Here is a 17,306-nt window from a genome sequence, read left to right on the forward strand (position 1 = left end):
CGATGCAACTGCCCAACCTTGCCCCCGTTCCCGAACTCTATGTCTCTTACGAGAGCGCGCAGAAACTCAAGGTCGAGGCCGCCGATCTGACAAGTTGGGATCTGAGCCCGCGCCAGATCTGCGATCTGGAACTGCTGATGAACGGTGGTTTCAATCCGCTCAAGGGGTTCATGAGCCAGGCGGATTATGATGGCGTCGTCGAGAAGATGCGGCTTGCCGATGGCACGCTCTGGCCGATGCCGATCACGCTGGACGTCAGCGAAAAATTCTCTGAAAGCATCGAGATCGGTCAGGATATCGCGCTGCGCGATCAGGAGGGAGTGATCCTCGGGACTATGACCGTGACCGACCGCTGGACGCCCGACAAGGCACGCGAGGCGGCGCATGTGTTCGGGGCCGATGACAGCGCGCATCCGGCGGTGAACTATCTGCACAACACGGCGGGCAAGGTCTATCTTGGCGGGCCCGTGACGGGCATTCAACAGCCGGTGCATTACGATTTCCGGGGTCGTCGCGACACGCCCAACGAATTGCGCGCGCTCTTTCGCAAACTGGGCTGGCGCCGCGTCGTTGCGTTCCAGACCCGCAATCCGCTGCACCGCGCGCATCAGGAATTGACCTTTCGCGCTGCCAAGGAGGCGCAGGCCAACCTGCTCATTCACCCCGTGGTCGGCATGACCAAGCCGGGCGATGTCGATCACTTCACGCGCGTGCGGTGTTACGAGGCGGTGCTCGATAAATACCCGGGTGCCACCACGACGATGAGCCTGCTGAACCTGGCAATGCGCATGGCCGGCCCGCGCGAGGCGGTCTGGCATGGACTGATCCGCAAGAACCACGGCTGCACGCATTTCATCGTCGGGCGCGATCACGCGGGCCCCGGCAAGAATTCGGCGGGCGAGGATTTCTACGGGCCGTATGAGGCGCAGGATCTGTTCCGCGAGTATCAGGACGAAATCGGCATAGAGATGGTCGATTTCAAACACATGGTCTATGTGCAAGAGCGTGCACAATACGAAGCGATTGACGAAATCGAGGACAAGGATGATGTGACCATCCTCAACATCTCGGGCACTGAATTGCGACGGCGTCTTCAGGAAGGGTTGGAGATTCCCGACTGGTTCTCGTTCAACGAGGTGGTGACAGAGTTGCGCCGCACCCGTCCGCCGCGTTCGCAGCAGGGCTTTACCGTGTTCTTTACCGGGTTCTCTGGGTCCGGCAAATCCACGATCGCCAACGCTCTGATGGTCAAGCTGATGGAGATGGGGGGGCGTCCGGTAACGCTTCTGGATGGCGATATCGTGCGCAAGAATCTTAGCTCCGAGTTGGGGTTCTCTAAGGAACATCGCGATCTCAACATCCGCCGGATCGGCTATGTGGCGAGCGAGATCACCAAGAATGGCGGCATTGCGATCTGTGCGCCGATTGCGCCTTATGCCGCCACGCGACGCGCAGTGCGCGAGGAGATCGAGCAATTCGGCGCGTTTATCGAGGTGCATGTGGCGACCAGCATCGAGGAATGCGAGCGTCGTGACCGCAAGGGCCTCTACAAGCTGGCGCGCGAGGGAAAGATCAAGGAATTCACCGGAATTTCAGATCCCTATGACGTGCCCGCCGATCCCGAATTGCGGGTCGAGACCGAGAATGTCGATGTCGACAACTGCGCGCATCAAGTCATTCTGAAGCTGGAGTCGATGGGGTTGATCGCGGGTTGATGCCGCGCGCCTGACAGTGTCCGAAACGGGGCGCCCTTGACGGGGCGGCCCGTTTTCGTTTGAGCGGGGGCATGTATGCGATCTCACTGACCTCGATCCCGCCGCGTTACGCGCGGCTTGGCCTGGTGCTGGAGAGCCTTCTGTCGCAGAGGCCTGCGCCTGACCGGGTGTTGCTGTGCCTCCCGCATCGGCCCATGCGGTTCGCGCCCGGGCCGTGGCCAGAGGTTCCCGAGGGTGTGGAGATCCTGTCTCTGGAGGAGGACATGGGACCGGCGAGCAAGGTTCTGCCCGCCGCGCGCCGGTTGGCGGGGCAGGGCGGGCGGCTGATCTATTGCGATGATGACTGGACCCTGCCGCAGGGTTGGGCGGCGCGGCTATTGGCGGGGAGCGCGGATGAGGCGGTCGCTGGATCGGGTTTTGACGTGCGGCGGCTGAAGCGGCAGGACCATGTCGCGCGGCGTGTGGGCTATGCCGACATCGCGCAGGGCTTTGCCGGGGTGGCTGTGCGGCCTGACTGGCTGGCCGGGGCGGAGTGCACCCCGCCCCCTGCGGCATGGCCGGTCGATGATATCTGGCTGTCTGCACAACTGGCACGGCAGGGCATCGCGGTCCGGCTGGCACCCGAGGCACGCGCGGGCATGTGCCCCGCCTACACGGATGCGCACGGATTGCAGGACGCGGTGATCGACGGGCGCGACAGGGCGGCGGCGAACCGCGCCTGTCTTGACGAGTTCACGGCGCGCTATGGGCTGTGGCCGCCGTTGGACTAAGAGATCAGTCGCGCAACTGGTCTGTCTCGGTTGCGTCGGTTTTAGCTTGCTCGGGCTGATCTTCGCTCATCAGATGCCTGCCCTGATGCTCGCGCTTCTTGATTGTGATCACGGCGAAATGTTGGATCGCCGCTGCAAATATACCGAGACCCGTGATGATGAACACGGTGGTGCCGATCTTGCCAAGGACCGTCGCAGGCACGAGATTGCCATATCCCACCGTCGAGAGCGTCACGACAGTGAAGAAATAACTGTCCAGCCACGACCAGCCTTCGACAAGTCGAAAAAAGACCGTTCCACTGGCGATGATCAACGCCAGCAAAGCCAGTAACACACGGGTGCGCAGGTTCAGCACGGTCTAGCCTTCGGCGGTCTCGCGGATCTCGTCGATCACCTTGAGCCACATGTCGGAGGGCTGGCAGCCCGGCACGGCATGCTGACCGGCGACGATGAATGTGGGCACGCCGGAAATGCCCATCTCGCGGAACTGCGTGTCGCGCGCCTTGATGTCCTCGCGGTCGGCATCCGTTTGCAAGAGACGGTGGATCATCGCGCCGTCCATGCTCAGGCTGTCGGCGATATCGGCCAGTACCTCGTGGTCGCCGATATCACGCCCCTCATCGAAATAGGCCTGAAAAAGCGCCATCGCCATGCGATCCTGGCACTCTTCGATGCCCGCCCAATGCAGCAGGCGATGCGCGTCGAGCGTGTTGGGCGTGCGCTTGATCGCGGCGAAGTCGATGGAGAGCCCGGCGGCCTCGGCACGCTCCAGGACCGAGGCATAGGCCGTGATCGCACCGTCTTTGCCACCAAACTTGCCCTCGAGGTAGGCGCGCCGGTCCATGCCTTCGGCGGGCATGTCGGGGTTTAGCTGGAAGGGGTGCCATTCGATCTGGAACGGATGGTCGGGCCGCTGGGCAAGCGACTGATCCAAAAGGGTTTTACCGATATAGCACCAAGGGCAGATCGGGTCGGAAATGATATCAAGCTTGACCATGAAGGTCCTCGTAAATCGGCCGCAAGGCGCGGCGCAGGAGTTTGCCATTGGCCCCCGTGGGCAGGGTCGCCAGATGGATATAGCCCCTCGGGGCCTTGTATCCCGCGAGACGCTCGCGCGCGAAGGCGTCGAGCATTGCGGGGTCGAGCGGTTCGGGGCCAGTATAGAAGGCCATTATGACGCGTGCATCCTCTTTCACCTCGATGTCCGTCACCGCGACCTGGGTGATGCCGGGATGCGGAGTGAGGGCGGCCTCGACCTCCAGCGGGGAGACGCGAAAGCCGCCTGCATTCATCATGTCGTCCGCGCGGCCCAGATAGCTGATCTGGCCCTCCGGGTCCATCGCGCCCTGATCGCCGGTCAGGAACCAGTCGCCGTTGAATTTCGCCGCAGTCGCCTCGGGCGCACCGAGATATCCAAGCATCAGGCCGGGATCGGATTTGTGAATGGCGATGGTGCCTTCCTCATTGGTTTTGACGGGGCCATCCGGGCCAATGATCGCCACGCGTCGGCCCTGTTGCGGGCGGCCCAATGTGCCGGGGGCGGCGGGGTGATCGGGACTGCCCGAGATGAAGGTGGAGCATTCGGACATGCCATACCCCTCATAGACCGGCGTGCCGGTGGCGTCCTGCCAGTGCTCGCGGATTGTGTACGATAGCTTTTCACCGGCAGCGAGACCGTGGCGAAGGCGGGGCAGGTCAAACTTCATGTCTTGCTTGAGGATCTTTCGGTAAACGCCCGGGGCTGCTGCGAAAATCGTCGCGTCGTGGCGATTGAGGAGGAGGGGCAGTTGATCCGGTGTGACCTCGGGGGCCGGGATCAGCGCGGTCGCGCCCATGGCCCAAGGGTCCATCAGCCCGGTGCCGAGCGTGAAGGTCCAGTTGAAGGCCCCGGCATGGCAGAGCCGGTCTTCGCTGCGCAACCCGTACCAGCCGTCATACATCATCCGCCGCGCCCAGATCGCGCGATGGGCGTGGCACACCGCGCGCGGTGTGCCCGAGGTGCCGGAGGTGTAGATGATATAGGCCAGCCGGTCGGGGTCGCCCATCGCGTAGGCGGCGGGTGGCAGGTTTCGCATCGCGTCCAGTGCGGGTTCGTCAAGAATGGGGATATCCGTCTCGGGGCAGGCGATGCCACCCGCGCGCAGGATCAGACGGGGTGCGGTTGTCTTGATGATCCCGGCCACCTCGGGCGCGGTCAGTTGGCTGGATGTGGGAACTGGCACCAGACCTACGGCAATGGCCCCGAGATAGGCGATGGGGAATTCGACGGTGTTGCCAAGTCGCATCAGTACCCGGTCGCCGGGGTGCAAGCCCGCACGCAAAAGCCCTGTCCCGGTGCCGCGAATGGCCGCGTGCAGGCGTGCGTAGCTCCAGTGTTCGGCACCGGAAAGGCGCAGAATGGCAAGGGCGATCTTGTCGGGCTGCGTCTCGGCCCGGCCCATCACATGGGCGGCGAGGTTGAACGGCGCGGGGCAGGGGGCGGCTGGGCCCTGATCGAAAATGGCAGTCATACCTTCGGATTAGGCAGGTGCCGCGCGAGTTGCAAGTGGGTCCGCGCCTGCCTATAGGACTGTGCTATGTCCGATCAAGCCTCCCACCCCCTGATCCGTGTCGCGCGTGACACCGGCGAGAGCGGCACGCCCGAGCCGCTCGATCTGGGCGTGCGGGTGCGCGAGTTGCGCAAGGCGCGCGGATGGACGCTGGAGCAGGCCGCAAAGCAGGCGGGACTGGCGCGTTCGACCCTCTCGAAGATCGAAAACGGCCAGATGTCGCCCACCTATGACGCGTTGAAAAAGCTCGCGCTCGGGCTGGAAATTTCCGTGCCGCAGCTCTTTACCCCGCCATTGCGCGAGCGGATCAATGGTCGCATGGCGCTGACCAAGTCGGGCGAGGGCGCGCCCAAGGCCACCGCGACCTACGAGCATGAACTGCTGGCCGAGCAGTTGAGCCAGAAGCGGATGCTGCCGTACCGCGCGCGCATCCGGGCGCGCAGTATCGAGGAGTTTGGCGGTTGGGTGCGTCACGATGGCGAGGAATTTCTCTATGTGCTGACCGGCGTGATCCGGCTTTATACCGAATTTTACGAACCCATCGAGATGCGCCGGGGCGACACTGCGTATTACGATGCCACGATGGGGCACAACGTAATCTCGGTCAGCGCCGAGGATGCGACGATCCTGTGGGTCACCTCGCTGGCCTGAGCCGAGAGCCTACTCGGCAGGTGTCGTAGCCTGCCCGCCCGAGATGCTTTCGGGGGCCGTTGCCTCGGGGGCGGAGCCGTCATCGGACGTCGAGGGCCCAAGCATGCTCAGGGTGATCAACCCGCCAAGCAGGGCCACGACGACCAGTAATGCAAGCAGCCCGCCGTTTGACGCGGCGCTGCTTTCGTATCCGGGGGCCGCATAGCGGTTGCGGTCGCGATTGACCTGTCGGTGAATGTCGTCATTGGGGGTATACATGGCAGTCTCCTTTCTCTGCGGTGTCAGTATAATCGAGGTGAGACCGCTGTCGGCCTTGCGCCAGAGCCGCGCGATATTCGGGCGGTGGCCTGCCATTTTCTGCACCTGCGCAGGGCGGATTCTGGCTGTCGGCGGCGGTTTGCCGGGCCAAAGGTGGCGTTTCGGCAAGGGCTGGCCGATCGTGATCGTCGCTCTGCGCTGTGGACAGCCGGGGCGCGTGGCCTAATATCCGGTCATGCGCTGCATCTGTCGTCATATAGCGGGTCTGCTGACCGCGATTCTCGGGCTCGCGATCGGGCCCGCCCTTGCTGACAAGGCGCAATATCTCGACATGGCCCGGCGCGGCTGGAGCTATGAGCTGCGCTCGACCATGGTCGGGCGCGACATGTCGATCCCGGTGCATATCAATGGCCGCAACCTGAAGGGTGCGGAGATCTGTCTGGTAGGTAAGCCGCCGACCGAGGGCAGCCGCGTGGTGCTGGACGCGTTTCGCGCATTGCTGGAGCATGTCCACGGTGTGTCCGCGCCGCTGCGCGAGGCCGGGGAAGACATCACCGCATGTGACACCGGGCGCCTGGTTGTTCTGCGGCTCTATTCCGGACTGCCGCCCAATCGGGCGCTGGGCAGTGATCTGGCGTGGATGGACCGGGTCTACGAATTAGGTCTGCCGTCGCGTCACGTCTGGGCCGCGTCCTCACCTGCGATGGCGCAGACTTTCTTCGGGCGCAAAGGCTCTGGAACACATGTGATGGTGCAGCAGGCGGCATCCGGCGGGGCTGGTCCGCTCGATCAGGAATATTTCCGGTCGCTCCTGGTGGAGGAGTTGTTTCAGACCTTCACCTTTGGCATGGATATCCTGCACCTTGATGCGCAGGAGCCGTTCCTGTCCAAGCTCGAAGAGAACCCCTTGCGTCTGCGTCATGTGGCTTGGGGGGCGAGCGGGTTCAAATCAGCGATGTTGTCCTCGAACCCGCCTGCGCTTTGTGCCTTCGATGTGTTCATGCTGCATGCCGTGGCCCGTGCGCCGGTGGAGGAGACCACGACCCCAGACTTTCTGTCCTATATCGATGCCCAATTCACACCGTTGCAGGCTCTGACCGAGGCGACGATGCGCGAGTTGCGCTTTGCCCCTGTGCTCGATCCTGCCTGTACCCCGCGAGCGGCCGCAAAGCTAAGACAATAGGCTGTCTTTGTGGGGCGGTGCTTTGCGGCTAGTCTGATCCCGGGATCAGTCGGGAGGGGCCATGGACAAGAGAGCCGAGGAGGTGCCGCAGGGCGTGGCCGCACTTGGGCAGACGCTTGAGGCGGAACTGGCGGGGCACGGGCTGCTGATCCGGCGCTTGCTGATCACGCTGCTGACAGGGGGGCATCTGTTGGTCGAGGGGCCACCCGGCGTGGCCAAGACCCGCGCGGTCAAGGCGTTGGCGGCGGGGATCGCGGGGCGGTTTGCGCGCATCCAATGCACGCCGGACCTGATGCCCTCGGACCTGACGGGGACACCGGTTTATCACCCGAAGGATGGCACATTCGAGTTCATGCCGGGGCCGGTGTTCAACAATCTCGTGCTGGTCGATGAGATCAACCGCGCGCCGCCCAAGGTGCAATCGGCATTGCTCGAGGCGATGGCGGAGCATCAGGTGACCGCCGGCAACACCACCCACGCGCTGCCTGATCCGTTCTTCGTGGTGGCGACACAGAACCCGATCGAGCATGACGGCACGTTTCCCTTGCCCGAGGCGCAGCTTGACCGGTTCCTGATGCATGTGGTGCTCGATCTGCCGGGGATCGAGACCGAGCGGCGCATTCTCGATCTGGTGGAGGCCGAAGGGCAGGCGAAAGAGACGGCTGCGCGCGCACATCCAATGACATTGGCGCAGCTGAAAGAGGCGCAAAAGGCGGTCAGGGACGTGCATCTTGCGCCAGAACTGCGCGATTATATCGTACGGCTGGTGATGGCGACGCGGGAGTCCGCGTTGCGCGCCGAGGTGGAGCATGCGGTCTCGCCGCGCGGCACGCTGGCGCTGGCCGCCACCGCACGGGCGCGCGCATATCTGGACGGGCGCGATCATGCGCTGCCCGAGGATGTGGCCGCACTCGCAGCGGATGTTCTGGCGCATCGCATGGTGCTGAGTTGGGCGGCGGTCGCCGAGGGGCGGCGGGCGCGCGATATCGTGGCTGACGTCCTGAACAGGGTGGCGCCGCTGTGACGCGTGCCCTGCAGGGCGAGGGCGTGGGCCTGCGGGCCGAGGCACTGATCGCGCTGCGGCATGTGGCCCTTGCCGCCCGGGGCGCCCCGGCGCTGGCGCAGTTGCCCGGCGGGCATCCGACACGGCGCAAGGGGGCAGGGCTGGAGCCTGCCGACACCCGCGATTATGTGCCAGGCGATGATCTGCGGCGGCTTGACCGGGGCACCACGGCGCGCACCGGGCGGCTGCATCTGCGCGAATACCGCGAAGAGCGCGACCGCGTGACCCTGCTTGTCGCCGATTTCAGGCCAGTGATGCACTGGGGCGTCGGGCGTCGGTTTCTGTCGGTGGCGGCGGCCGAAGCGCTGTGCATGATCGGCTGGCGGCTGGCCGAGGAGGGCGGGCGCGTGGGGCTGATGGCGCTGACTGCGGCGGACGCGATAATCGTACCAGCCCGTGCCCGGGCGCGCGGTATGCTAGACGTGATCGGCGGCATGGCGCGTGCGCATGACATGGGATTGGCCCTGGCGATGGAAGGGCAGGGTGATCCGCCGCTTGACCGGCTGTTGCCGCGCGCGGCGCGGCTGGTGCCGCCGGGGGCGGAGGTCGTTCTGGCCTCGGGTTTTGATGTGCCGGGCGCGGAGTTGCCGGACCGGCTCGATGCGCTTGCGCGACGGCGCGCGCTGCGGCTGTTGCTGGTGACCGAGCAGCTAGAGCGGCACCTGCCCGCCGGGCGCTATCCGATCCGGCAGCGTGACGGGCGGCGCGCGACGGTGCGGCTGAGCGCGGCGCGTCCGGAGATTATCGAGGATAAGGCCGCGCGGGTTGCCGGGCGCACGGCGCTGGTCATAGATGCGGGCAGGGACACTGCCCACATTGCGCGACGTATTGCGGCGGAAGGGCTGCGCGATGTCGGATGACCTCGAGCGCGCGCAGACACTTATGGCCGGGCTGCGCGACATCCGCCTGCCTGTCGAGGCGGCAGGTGGTGCCGTGGCAGAACTCGCGGCGGCGGTGGCGCTCGGGGCGGTTGCTGCGTTGGTCGTTGCGGGGGGTGCACGGTTGATTGGGCGGCGCGCACGCCATGTGCCGCTTGCGCCCGAGGGCGATCCGCTCAGTGCCTTGTCGGGGCTTGGGGGGGATGACCGGCGCGTGGCGCTGCTGCACCTGTTGCGGGCGCGCGATCCTGATCGCTATGCCTGTCTGCGCCAACACCTCTACCGGCGCGATGGGGCGCTTGACCTGGCGGCGCTGGAGGCAGAGGTGCGCGGCCGTGTTTGAACTGGCGCACCCCTGGCTGATCCTGCTTGCGCCGCTGCCCGTGCTGGTGCGGCGTCTATTACCACCGCGCGCCGCGGGGGGTGCGTATCTCATCGTACCGGAGCGGATCGGTGGAGCATTGCTGGCGGCGGGCCGAGCCGAGCGGGTGGGGCGGCGCGCCGACGCGCGCCTGATCCTGTCATGGCTGATCTGGGGTCTTCTGTTGTTGGCGCTGAGCGGGCCACGCGATCTCGCCCCGGTGCGCGCGCTCAAGGTCAGTGGGCGTGATCTGGCCATCGTGCTAGATCTGTCGGGCTCGATGGTGCGGGACGATTTTCACTTGAATGGAGCGCCGGTCACGCGGCTGACGGCGGTCAAATCCGTGGGTGCTGATTTTTCCCGGCGGCGCGGCGGGGACCGGGTCGCGCTGATCCTGTTCGGATCGGAGGCGTATTACGCCGCACCGTTCACCTTCGATGTTGGGTCGGTGGCGCGGCGTATCGAGGCCGCAACCATCGGCATCTCGGGGCGGGCGACGAATATCTCGGACGGTCTGGGCCTCGCGCTCAAGCGGTTGGAGCGGTCGCAGGCGCGTGCCAAGGTGGTCATCTTGCTGTCGGACGGGTCTAACAACGCGGGTATGACCACGCCGCGCGATGTGGCGGGGCTGGCTGCACGGATGGGGGTGCGGGTACACACCATCGCACTTGGCCCGAAGGATATGGAGAGCGCTGCCCCGGGGGAACGCGGTGTCGTGGATGCCGCTACGTTGCGCTCGATTTCAGAAACTTCGGGAGGCGAGAGTTTTCGCGTGCGCAGCACCGAGGACCTGGTGGAGGTGGGACGCGCGCTCGACCGGTTGGAGACGACCGAGAGCGACGGGCTTGCCGCCGAGATTTACCGGAACTTCTGGATCTGGCCCGCCTCTGTTGCGGGGCTGCTGGCGCTGCTCTTGGTCTGGAGGGAGGCGCGGTAATGGATGGTGATGTGACCCTGCTGCGGCCTTTGTGGCTGCTGGTGCTGCCCGGGATAGCGCTGCTCGCGGTCTGGCTGTGGCGGCGCGGGGCCGGGGCGGCTGCGTGGCAGCGCGCGGCACGTCCCGAATTGCTGGTGGCGATGACCGCGCTGGGCAGGGTGACGCCGACGGCCGGGCGCATGCCGCTATGGATGGCGCTGTCGCTGCCCGTCATCATCGTGATCGCGCTCGCCGGTCCGGCGGTGGAGCGGCGCGATGCGCCTGCGTTTCGCAATCTCGACGGGGTCCTGTTCGTGATGGACGTGTCGGAGGGGGTCATGGGGTCGGAGGGGTGGCAAGATCTCAAGATGACGGCGCGGTTCGCGCTTGGGGCGCTTGGCTCGCGGCCCGGTGGGCTGATCGTCTATGCGGGCGATGCCTATGAGGCGGTGGACATGACTGGCGACTTGCGCGAACTGGGACAGACGCTGTCCCTGCTGGAGGCGGGCACCGTGCCTGATCCCGGCGCTAGGCCGGACCGGGCGCTGATGCTTGCGACACATGTCCTGCGCGGGGCCGAGGTGATCGCGGGCGACGTGCTGCTTTTTAGCGATGGTACCGGCCTGGGCCCCGAGACGTTGCGCGTGGCGATGGAATTGAAGGGGGCAGGCGCGCGGCTGTCCTTTGTGGCGCTGCGCGATGTCACCCCGCAGATGCAGAGCCATGCTACCCTGACCGGCGGGCGGGTGTTTGGCACGGATGAGGTGAACGCATTGACCGGCTGGCTGGCGCAGAGCGCGCGGCCCCGGCTGGAACGGCAGGGCTATCCGCTTCTGTTCTGGCATGATCTGGGGCGGTATCTGCTTGCGTTTGGCCTGTTTCCCCTGTTTTGGCTGTTCCGGCGGGGCGCGGCATGAGGGGGCTGGGGATCCTTGGCCTTCTGGCACTACTGCTGGCGTTTGCGCTTGGTGGTGCGGCCCCGTTCGGGCGGATTGCGCTTGCGCTGCATTTGCCGGGTCTGGCGGTGCCGTTCTTCTCTGATCCGGGCTGGCGTGGGGTTGCGCGCTACCGGGCCGGCGACATGCCTGGGGCCGCGCGGGAGTTCGCGGCGGCAGGGGCCGATTTCAACCTTGGCAATGCCGAGGCGCGGCAGGGCAGGTATGCCGCCGCACTTGAAGCTTATGATCGTGCGCGTGCCACGGGCGACGCGGCGGCGCAGGCCAATTTCGATCTGGTCATGGCGCTCTATGCGGGAAGCGCCATCGACCCCGCTAGCATTGGCCGCTTTCCCGAGCGCGACGAGGGGCCTGAGGCTGCGTCCTTCGTGGCACGGGGCGATGCGCGGGCCTCTGGCACTGGTGACGAAGTGACGAATTCGGACCCGCTGCCGGGATTGGCAGAGCTTGAAAGCCGGGGACAGCTTGGGGTGAGACGGGTTTTTGATGACAGTTTCGTGCTGGCCGATGAACGTTGGCTGACGCAGCTTTCAGATGTGCCCGGAGAATTCCTGGCCGCACGCATCGCCCATGAACGAAAGCGCCGCGCGGCGCTGGAGGGTCGGCGATGAGAGGCTGGATGATCGCGGCACTACTGGTCGTCTGGCCGCTATTCGGCTGGGGTCAAAGCCGTGAGGTTCTGCCCGAAGAGTTGCAGCTCTCGGTCGAGGTCGAGCAGACCGGGCATCAGCCGTATCGCGGCGAGATGATCCTGGTGACTATTCGAGGCAGTTATCGGCGGCACATCACCCGCGAACGGGTGGAGCAACCGCCGCTCGACGGGTTCAGCTGGTCGCAGCTTGGACCCGACCGCTGGTATGAAGAACGGAGTCGAGGCCGTCCGGTAAAGATGTTCGAGCGGCGTATGGCGCTTTATCCCGAGCGGGCGGGAGAGTTGACCATCGGGGCCTTTGCCCATCACCTCACCCTGACAGATGAGGGCGATGAGTGGTTCGAGTATTCCGTGCACTCCGAGCCGGTGAAGATCAGTGTGGCCCCCGCGCCCGCGCCTGCGTCGGAGTGGTTTCCGGTGCGGCGGCTGCGGATCAGCGACGACTGGTCAAACGCACCTGATCAACTGGCCCGCGGCGAGGGCGTGCTGCGGGTGCTGCGGATCGAGGCGCTGGGCGCGTTGCCGGGCATGATCCCGCCGATGCCGGACCTGCACTCGCCCTCGGGTCTGATCTTTGCGCATCCCGAAAAACGCCTGGTCGAACTGACGCCCGAGGGGCCGATGACCTATGCGTTCTGGCGCTGGACGATCCGGCCTGGCAACGACACCTCGGCTATCGTGGAGCCAATCCGCCTGCGGTATTTCGATACGGTTGGACGCGTGCCGCATGAGGTGACGATTTCGGCGCAGCGGGTGGCCTATGGCAAGGTGCTGCCGACGTCTGCCAAGGTCGCGCCGCTACGGGAGACGCGCCTGCCCGGCGCATCGCAGGCGGTTCTGGGGGGCGCTGTCTTTCTGCTGGGCCTGTGGTTTGCGCTGCGTGGCTGGCGGATCGAGGGGCTGGCGCGGCTGCATCGGTTTGCACTGCTCGATCCGCTGGCATGGCGAATGCGGCGGGCGGCGCGGGCGGGCGATGCGCGGGCGCTGCGCCGGGCCGCCACTTTGGTCTTGACGCGTGATGGTCCGAATCCTGAGCGTCTGGCGCTGCTCGGGCGGTTGGACCGGGCGATCTTTGCTGCCGCGCCTCTTGACCTGAACCTGCCGGAGCTGGCGCGCGCGTTCACGTCCGCGCGATCAACCGCCGGGTGACCGGGGGCGTGTCACTGCTGTCTTGCAAAAGATGAAAGAGGGGGTAAAGTCTCGTCAGGGAGGAAATGTCATGAACGTGAGAGCCGAATTGCGGCCGCGCGGTCAGGTGAGTTCAGTTCTGATCGTGGACGATCACCCGCTTTATTGCGATGCCCTGGCTGCTGCTATTCCCGTGGTCTTTCCCAACTGTGTCGTCGAACAGACCGCAAGTCTGAAGGATGCTCTGAAGCGTCTTGAAACGGGCTTTCGGCCCGATCTTGTCATGTTTGATCTCAAGCTGCCGGATGTCTCGGGGATATCGGGCTTCATCACCATGCGCGACAGGTTGAAGACTGTGCCGATCCTCGTGATCTCGGCGCTGTCCTCGTCTGAACTGGTGCGCACGCTGATGGCGGAAGGGGCCGCCGGGTTCCTGCCCAAGGAGACGTCTGCGCAGGAATTGCGCCGGGTCATCGCGCGGGTGGGTGCGGGCGGTAAATATCTGCCCAAGGCCTATGCCGAGCGCATCGCGCGCGACGAGGGCGGCGGGCGCGCCGAGCCCGAGCATCCCACGCTGTCTGCGCTGACCCCACAGCAGCAAAAGATCATGAAGCTGATCTGCGCGGGTAAGGCCAACAAGCAGATTGCCTATGAACTGTCGCTGGCCGAGGCCACAGTTAAGGCGCACATTACCGGCTTGCTGAACCGGTTGGGCGTCAAGAACCGGACACAGGCCGCGGTGCTGGTCAAGAGCACGATGGGCGGCGAATCGGGCGATCCCGAGGCGCGCGCCTTTCTGAGCAGCTGACGCCATGCGAGACGGTGTCAGCGGCCCGTGTCATGTCTGGGTGGGGCAATCAAGCGCCGCGGAGGCGGCCCGCGCCGTGGACGAGGCTGCTGCGGGGTTCAATCTGCGCGAGACCTGTTTCGTCCTTGCCTTCGTGCCCAAGGGGCTTTGCCTTGACGAGGTTGGGGGCGCGCTGCAGGCGCGGCTTGGCGGTTTGCCGGTTTTCGGCTGCACCTCGGCAGGGCAGATCACGCCGGATGGCTACAGTTCGGACGCGCTGCTGCTGCTCGCCTTTCCCAAGGCCTATTTCCGCTGTGCCTCGGTGCTGATCGAGCAGTTGCGCCCATTCTCGTTTTCCGCCATCGCGGCGGCGGCGGAACGGCAGGAGGTGCAGTTTCAACATACCGCAGGATGGAACCGGCTGGCGCTGCTGTTCACCGACGGGCTGTCGAAGCAGGAAGATTTGCTGGTCTCGACGCTGGAGACGGTGTTGCCCGATATTCCCGTCTTTGGCGGCTCCGCCGGTGATGGCCTTGATTTCGATGAGACCTTCGTGTTGCAGGGCGGGCGGTTCTACAAGGATGCGGCGCTGTTGCTGATCATCGAGACATCGCTCGGCTTCAAGGGGTTCAGTTTCGATCATTTCCAGCCCACCGACGAACAGCTTATCATTACCGGCGCTGACCCCGAGGACCGGCTGGTCTTCGAGATCAACGGTGCACCGGCGGCCCAGGAATATGCCCGGCTTGTCGGCTGCGCGCGCGATGCCCTGTCGCCTCGGATATTCGCCGAGAATCCCATTCTGGTGCATCACAAGGGCCGTTATTTTGTGCGTGCGATCAGTGACGCCACCGAGGATGACGCGCTCTCCTTCATGGCGGCGATCGATGACGGGGTGATCATGACGCTGGGACGCGGCAAGGAAATGATCGAGACCCTGCGTACTGGCCTGGATCTTGAGAGTTCCAAGGGCGAGCCGCCGGATTTCATTCTCGGGTTCGATTGCGTGCTGCGGCGTCTTGAGGTGGAGCAGAGGCAGTTGAGCCGCGAGGTTTCGGAAATTTTTCGCGAGGCGCGGGTGCTGGGCTTCAACACCTATGGCGAGCAGCATTGCGGCGTGCACATGAACCAGACCTTCGTGGGAGTCGCTTTTTTCGGCCCTGATGGCCCGGGGGTGCTGTGAACCTGATTGATCCGAACCAGCCGTCCGATATCCAGATCGAGCGGCAATCACGGATCATCGCGGCCTTGATGCGGCGCGCCGACCGGCAGAATGAGTTGAACGTTTCCGCCTATAGCGCCTTTCAGTCAGCCATCGAATTGCAGGCGCAGGTTGCCGCCAAGACCCGTGATCTGGAACGCGCCGCGACCGAACTGGAATCGGTGCGCGGTGATCGCGAACGCACCCGTCGCAACCTGCATGATGCGCTCTCGGCGATGCATGAGGGGTTCGCGCTTTTTACCGACGGGCGGCTCGACGTGTGCAACGAGCTGTTCCGCAACGTGTTGCCGGACGTGGCGGGCGAGGTCATCTCGGGGATCACGCTTGATGCCTATTTCGATCTGATGGTGCGCAGCCGCCATCTTGTCTCCACGGATCGCAAGATCCATCACCCGGCGGCGCAGCTGAAAAACACCGATGACGGGGCAATGGCCATGTCGCTTCTGATCGAGGTGACGGGAGACATCTGGTATCAGCTTGGCCTTCAGCGCACCTCTTCCGACAATGTCGTGTTGCTGTTGACGGATATCACGCCGATCGTGCGGCAGAACCGGTCCGAGAAGAAGACGCTGATCGACCAGCAGGCGGATTACCTGCAGGCGGTGTTCGAGAACATGACCTCCGGGGTCTGCACCTTTTCCGCCGAGGGCACGGTAATGATGCAGAACCGGCAGTTTCGCCAGATCCTCGGCGTGCCGTATATCGAGTTGCAGCGCGGCACCACGCTCGCGCGGCTTTTGGCCTTCATGCAGGCCAATGACCTTGTTCGCGACGATGCCTTTCTGGAAATCGCCAACTGGCAGGAGCAGTTGAAGAAAAACGGCTGGCTTCGGCGGCGGGTGCGGCATGGCAAGGGCAGGGTGCTCGACGTGCAGGCCAACGAGCTGCCCGATGGTGGGTTCTTGGTGGAGTTGAAAGACGTCACGCTGGAAAGCCGCGCCACGGAAATGCTGGAAAACCGGGTGCTGGAGCGCACGGCGGAACTCACCCGCGCCAACGAACGCCTGACCGAGCAATTCGAGGAAATGGCCCGCGTCGAGGAGGAGTTGCGCCTCGCCAAGGAGCGTGCCGAGGCGGCGGTATCGTCGAAAACCCGGTTTCTGGCGGCGGCGAGCCATGATCTCTTGCAGCCGATCAACGCCGCCAAGCTGCTGATCTCGACCTTGCAGGAGGCGGCACAGGAGTCGCACCTGTCGCCGATGGTCGACCGGCTGCACCGCGCCTTCTCCTCGACCGAACAGCTTTTGCACGCGCTGCTCGATATCTCGCGGCTCGACAGTGCCGATCCGGATGCGGTGACGCCCACGGATGTCAGTCTCGGCCCGTTGATGGAGGGGGTCTTTGCCGATCAACTGCCGCTCTCGGAATCAAAGAACGTGCGGCTCGACGTGGTGCCCTGTCATCTCTTCGTGTGGTCCGATCCGGTCTATCTGCAACGCTCGATCCAGAACCTCGTGGTCAACGCGATCCAGTATACCGAGCCGGGCGGGCGCGTCTTGCTGGGCGCGCGGCGGCGGGCTGGCCGCGTCGTGCTGGAGGTCTGGGATACCGGCATCGGCATTCAGCGCACCGATCAGAAGCGCATCTTCGAGGAATTCGCCCGCGCCGAGAACGCGGCCTTCGGCACCGGCATGGGGCTGGGGCTGTCGGTGGTGGATCGCGCCTGCCGTCATCTGGGCCATGCCCTGCGCGTGCGCTCGGCCCCCGGGCGCGGATCGGTGTTCAGCATCGAGATGGAGGTGATCGAGGGCCAAGTGGCGCAGGATGATCCTGCGGCGCTCATTCAGGCCAAGGGCGACGTGCCCTTCGACTACCACGTGCTGGTGATCGAGAACGACGCGGACGTGCTCTTTGCCACCACGCAGCGGCTGGAGCGGTGGGGCGCGCGGGTGCTGGGGGTGCAATCGGCCTCTGCCGCACTCGTTCTGCTGGAAGAGACCGGCGCGGTGCCCGATATCGTGCTGGCCGATTATCATCTCGACGATGGCGAGACCGGGTTGGACGCCGTGGCCGCCTTGCGCGACTGGTCCGGCCATCATCTGCCCGCGATCCTGATCACCGCCGACCGCTCTGAGACGCTGCGCCGCAAGGCCGCGCGCGACGATATCTCGGTCATGCCCAAGCCGGTCAAGCTGTCGCGGCTGCGCCCGCTGATTGACTGGGCGATTCACTGGAATACCGGCGGGGCACCGTTTGGCTGAGCGGTGCGCGATACCG

Annotated in this window: 18 protein-coding genes; 14 read left to right on the forward strand and 4 right to left on the reverse strand. The window is 65.0% G+C overall.

Annotation, left to right across the window (positions count from 1 at the left end; all coding sequences use genetic code 11):
- Nucleotides 1–2 precede the first annotated feature (2 nt).
- Complete coding sequence (locus tag RID11_RS05590) at nt 3–1,715, forward strand: bifunctional sulfate adenylyltransferase/adenylylsulfate kinase (RefSeq protein WP_350136428.1); 1,713 nt, start codon at nt 3–5, stop codon at nt 1,713–1,715.
- A gap of 71 nt (nt 1,716–1,786) precedes the next feature.
- The gene (locus tag RID11_RS05595) at nt 1,787–2,485 is read left to right on the forward strand and encodes a hypothetical protein (RefSeq protein ID WP_350136429.1); all 699 of its coding nucleotides are present in this window, start codon (nt 1,787–1,789) and stop codon (nt 2,483–2,485) included.
- A gap of 4 nt (nt 2,486–2,489) precedes the next feature.
- Here the strand turns inward: RID11_RS05595 and RID11_RS05600 are convergent, their stop codons facing one another.
- Genes RID11_RS05600 through RID11_RS05610 form a run of 3 tightly spaced genes read right to left on the reverse strand, consistent with a single transcriptional unit; the run spans nt 2,490 to nt 4,995 of the window.
- Entirely contained in the window at nt 2,490–2,840 is a 351-nt protein-coding gene (locus RID11_RS05600; protein ID WP_350136430.1) for a potassium channel family protein, read from the reverse strand.
- 3 nt (nt 2,841–2,843) lie between these two features.
- On the reverse strand, nt 2,844–3,482 hold the full coding sequence (locus RID11_RS05605) for a DsbA family oxidoreductase (RefSeq protein WP_350136431.1): 639 nt from the start codon (nt 3,480–3,482) through the stop codon (nt 2,844–2,846).
- Complete coding sequence (locus RID11_RS05610) at nt 3,469–4,995, reverse strand: class I adenylate-forming enzyme family protein (protein WP_350136432.1); 1,527 nt, start codon at nt 4,993–4,995, stop codon at nt 3,469–3,471. The genes RID11_RS05605 and RID11_RS05610 overlap by 14 nt, the downstream gene beginning before the upstream one ends.
- Nucleotides 4,996–5,061: 66 nt before the next feature.
- Here RID11_RS05610 and RID11_RS05615 point away from each other — a divergent pair, with 66 nt between their 5' ends.
- Nucleotides 5,062–5,685: a helix-turn-helix domain-containing protein gene (locus RID11_RS05615; RefSeq protein ID WP_350136433.1), complete on the forward strand. Its 624-nt coding sequence runs from the start codon at nt 5,062–5,064 to the stop codon at nt 5,683–5,685.
- Nucleotides 5,686–5,694: 9 nt separating this feature from the next.
- On the opposite strand, the gene RID11_RS05620 is transcribed toward RID11_RS05615, so the two are convergent.
- Nucleotides 5,695–6,039 (reverse strand): hypothetical protein, encoded by a 345-nt coding sequence (locus RID11_RS05620; RefSeq protein WP_350136434.1) that lies wholly within the window; start codon nt 6,037–6,039, stop codon nt 5,695–5,697.
- A 139-nt stretch (nt 6,040–6,178) separates the two neighbouring features.
- Here RID11_RS05620 and RID11_RS05625 point away from each other — a divergent pair, with 139 nt between their 5' ends.
- The 11 genes from RID11_RS05625 (at nt 6,179) to RID11_RS05675 (ending at nt 17,290) form a co-directional block, all read left to right on the forward strand.
- Nucleotides 6,179–7,126 (forward strand): hypothetical protein, encoded by a 948-nt coding sequence (locus RID11_RS05625; RefSeq protein ID WP_350136435.1) that lies wholly within the window; start codon nt 6,179–6,181, stop codon nt 7,124–7,126.
- A 61-nt stretch (nt 7,127–7,187) separates the two neighbouring features.
- Complete coding sequence (locus tag RID11_RS05630; RefSeq protein ID WP_350136436.1) at nt 7,188–8,150, forward strand: AAA family ATPase; 963 nt, start codon at nt 7,188–7,190, stop codon at nt 8,148–8,150.
- Nucleotides 8,147–9,049, forward strand: a complete 903-nt coding sequence (locus RID11_RS05635; RefSeq protein ID WP_350136437.1) for a DUF58 domain-containing protein — start codon at nt 8,147–8,149, stop codon at nt 9,047–9,049. Before RID11_RS05630 ends, RID11_RS05635 begins: the two co-directional genes overlap by 4 nt.
- Nucleotides 9,039–9,410 carry a hypothetical protein gene (locus tag RID11_RS05640; RefSeq protein WP_350136438.1) on the forward strand — a complete coding sequence of 124 codons (372 nt, stop codon included), beginning with the start codon at nt 9,039–9,041 and terminating at the stop codon, nt 9,408–9,410. Before RID11_RS05635 ends, RID11_RS05640 begins: the two co-directional genes overlap by 11 nt.
- Complete coding sequence (locus RID11_RS05645; protein WP_350136439.1) at nt 9,403–10,365, forward strand: VWA domain-containing protein; 963 nt, start codon at nt 9,403–9,405, stop codon at nt 10,363–10,365. The genes RID11_RS05640 and RID11_RS05645 overlap by 8 nt, the downstream gene beginning before the upstream one ends.
- Nucleotides 10,365–11,261 carry a vWA domain-containing protein gene (locus RID11_RS05650; RefSeq protein ID WP_350136440.1) on the forward strand — a complete coding sequence of 299 codons (897 nt, stop codon included), beginning with the start codon at nt 10,365–10,367 and terminating at the stop codon, nt 11,259–11,261. Before RID11_RS05645 ends, RID11_RS05650 begins: the two co-directional genes overlap by 1 nt.
- Nucleotides 11,258–11,911: a tetratricopeptide repeat protein gene (locus RID11_RS05655; protein ID WP_350136441.1), complete on the forward strand. Its 654-nt coding sequence runs from the start codon at nt 11,258–11,260 to the stop codon at nt 11,909–11,911. Before RID11_RS05650 ends, RID11_RS05655 begins: the two co-directional genes overlap by 4 nt.
- Nucleotides 11,908–13,101 (forward strand): hypothetical protein, encoded by a 1,194-nt coding sequence (locus RID11_RS05660; RefSeq protein ID WP_350136442.1) that lies wholly within the window; start codon nt 11,908–11,910, stop codon nt 13,099–13,101. Before RID11_RS05655 ends, RID11_RS05660 begins: the two co-directional genes overlap by 4 nt.
- 70 nt (nt 13,102–13,171) lie before the next feature.
- Nucleotides 13,172–13,888 carry a response regulator gene (locus RID11_RS05665; protein ID WP_350136443.1) on the forward strand — a complete coding sequence of 239 codons (717 nt, stop codon included), beginning with the start codon at nt 13,172–13,174 and terminating at the stop codon, nt 13,886–13,888.
- 4 nt (nt 13,889–13,892) lie between these two features.
- Nucleotides 13,893–15,050 (forward strand): FIST N-terminal domain-containing protein, encoded by a 1,158-nt coding sequence (locus RID11_RS05670; protein WP_350136444.1) that lies wholly within the window; start codon nt 13,893–13,895, stop codon nt 15,048–15,050.
- Nucleotides 15,047–17,290, forward strand: a complete 2,244-nt coding sequence (locus tag RID11_RS05675) for a hybrid sensor histidine kinase/response regulator (protein WP_350136445.1) — start codon at nt 15,047–15,049, stop codon at nt 17,288–17,290. The genes RID11_RS05670 and RID11_RS05675 overlap by 4 nt, the downstream gene beginning before the upstream one ends.
- The last annotated feature ends 16 nt before the right edge of the window (nt 17,291–17,306 follow it).

The organism is Roseovarius sp., from assembly GCF_040219995.1.
In the GTDB taxonomy this organism is placed as follows: domain Bacteria; phylum Pseudomonadota; class Alphaproteobacteria; order Rhodobacterales; family Rhodobacteraceae; genus Roseovarius.

Bases quoted from the DNA above. Each gene is read 5' to 3' on its own strand.
- RID11_RS05590 (WP_350136428.1), top strand. From the start codon at position 3: ATGCAACTGCCCAACCTTGCCCCCGTTCCCGAACTCTATGTCTCTTAC.
- RID11_RS05595 (WP_350136429.1), top strand. From the start codon at position 1,787: ATGTATGCGATCTCACTGACCTCGATCCCGCCGCGTTACGCGCGGCTT.
- RID11_RS05605 (WP_350136431.1), bottom strand. From the start codon at position 3,482: ATGGTCAAGCTTGATATCATTTCCGACCCGATCTGCCCTTGGTGCTAT.
- RID11_RS05610 (WP_350136432.1), bottom strand. From the start codon at position 4,995: ATGACTGCCATTTTCGATCAGGGCCCAGCCGCCCCCTGCCCCGCGCCG.
- RID11_RS05615 (WP_350136433.1), top strand. From the start codon at position 5,062: ATGTCCGATCAAGCCTCCCACCCCCTGATCCGTGTCGCGCGTGACACC.
- RID11_RS05620 (WP_350136434.1), bottom strand. From the start codon at position 6,039: ATGGCAGGCCACCGCCCGAATATCGCGCGGCTCTGGCGCAAGGCCGAC.
- RID11_RS05625 (WP_350136435.1), top strand. From the start codon at position 6,179: ATGCGCTGCATCTGTCGTCATATAGCGGGTCTGCTGACCGCGATTCTC.
- RID11_RS05630 (WP_350136436.1), top strand. From the start codon at position 7,188: ATGGACAAGAGAGCCGAGGAGGTGCCGCAGGGCGTGGCCGCACTTGGG.
- RID11_RS05640 (WP_350136438.1), top strand. From the start codon at position 9,039: ATGTCGGATGACCTCGAGCGCGCGCAGACACTTATGGCCGGGCTGCGC.
- RID11_RS05650 (WP_350136440.1), top strand. From the start codon at position 10,365: ATGGATGGTGATGTGACCCTGCTGCGGCCTTTGTGGCTGCTGGTGCTG.
- RID11_RS05655 (WP_350136441.1), top strand. From the start codon at position 11,258: ATGAGGGGGCTGGGGATCCTTGGCCTTCTGGCACTACTGCTGGCGTTT.
- RID11_RS05660 (WP_350136442.1), top strand. From the start codon at position 11,908: ATGAGAGGCTGGATGATCGCGGCACTACTGGTCGTCTGGCCGCTATTC.
- RID11_RS05665 (WP_350136443.1), top strand. From the start codon at position 13,172: ATGAACGTGAGAGCCGAATTGCGGCCGCGCGGTCAGGTGAGTTCAGTT.
- RID11_RS05670 (WP_350136444.1), top strand. From the start codon at position 13,893: ATGCGAGACGGTGTCAGCGGCCCGTGTCATGTCTGGGTGGGGCAATCA.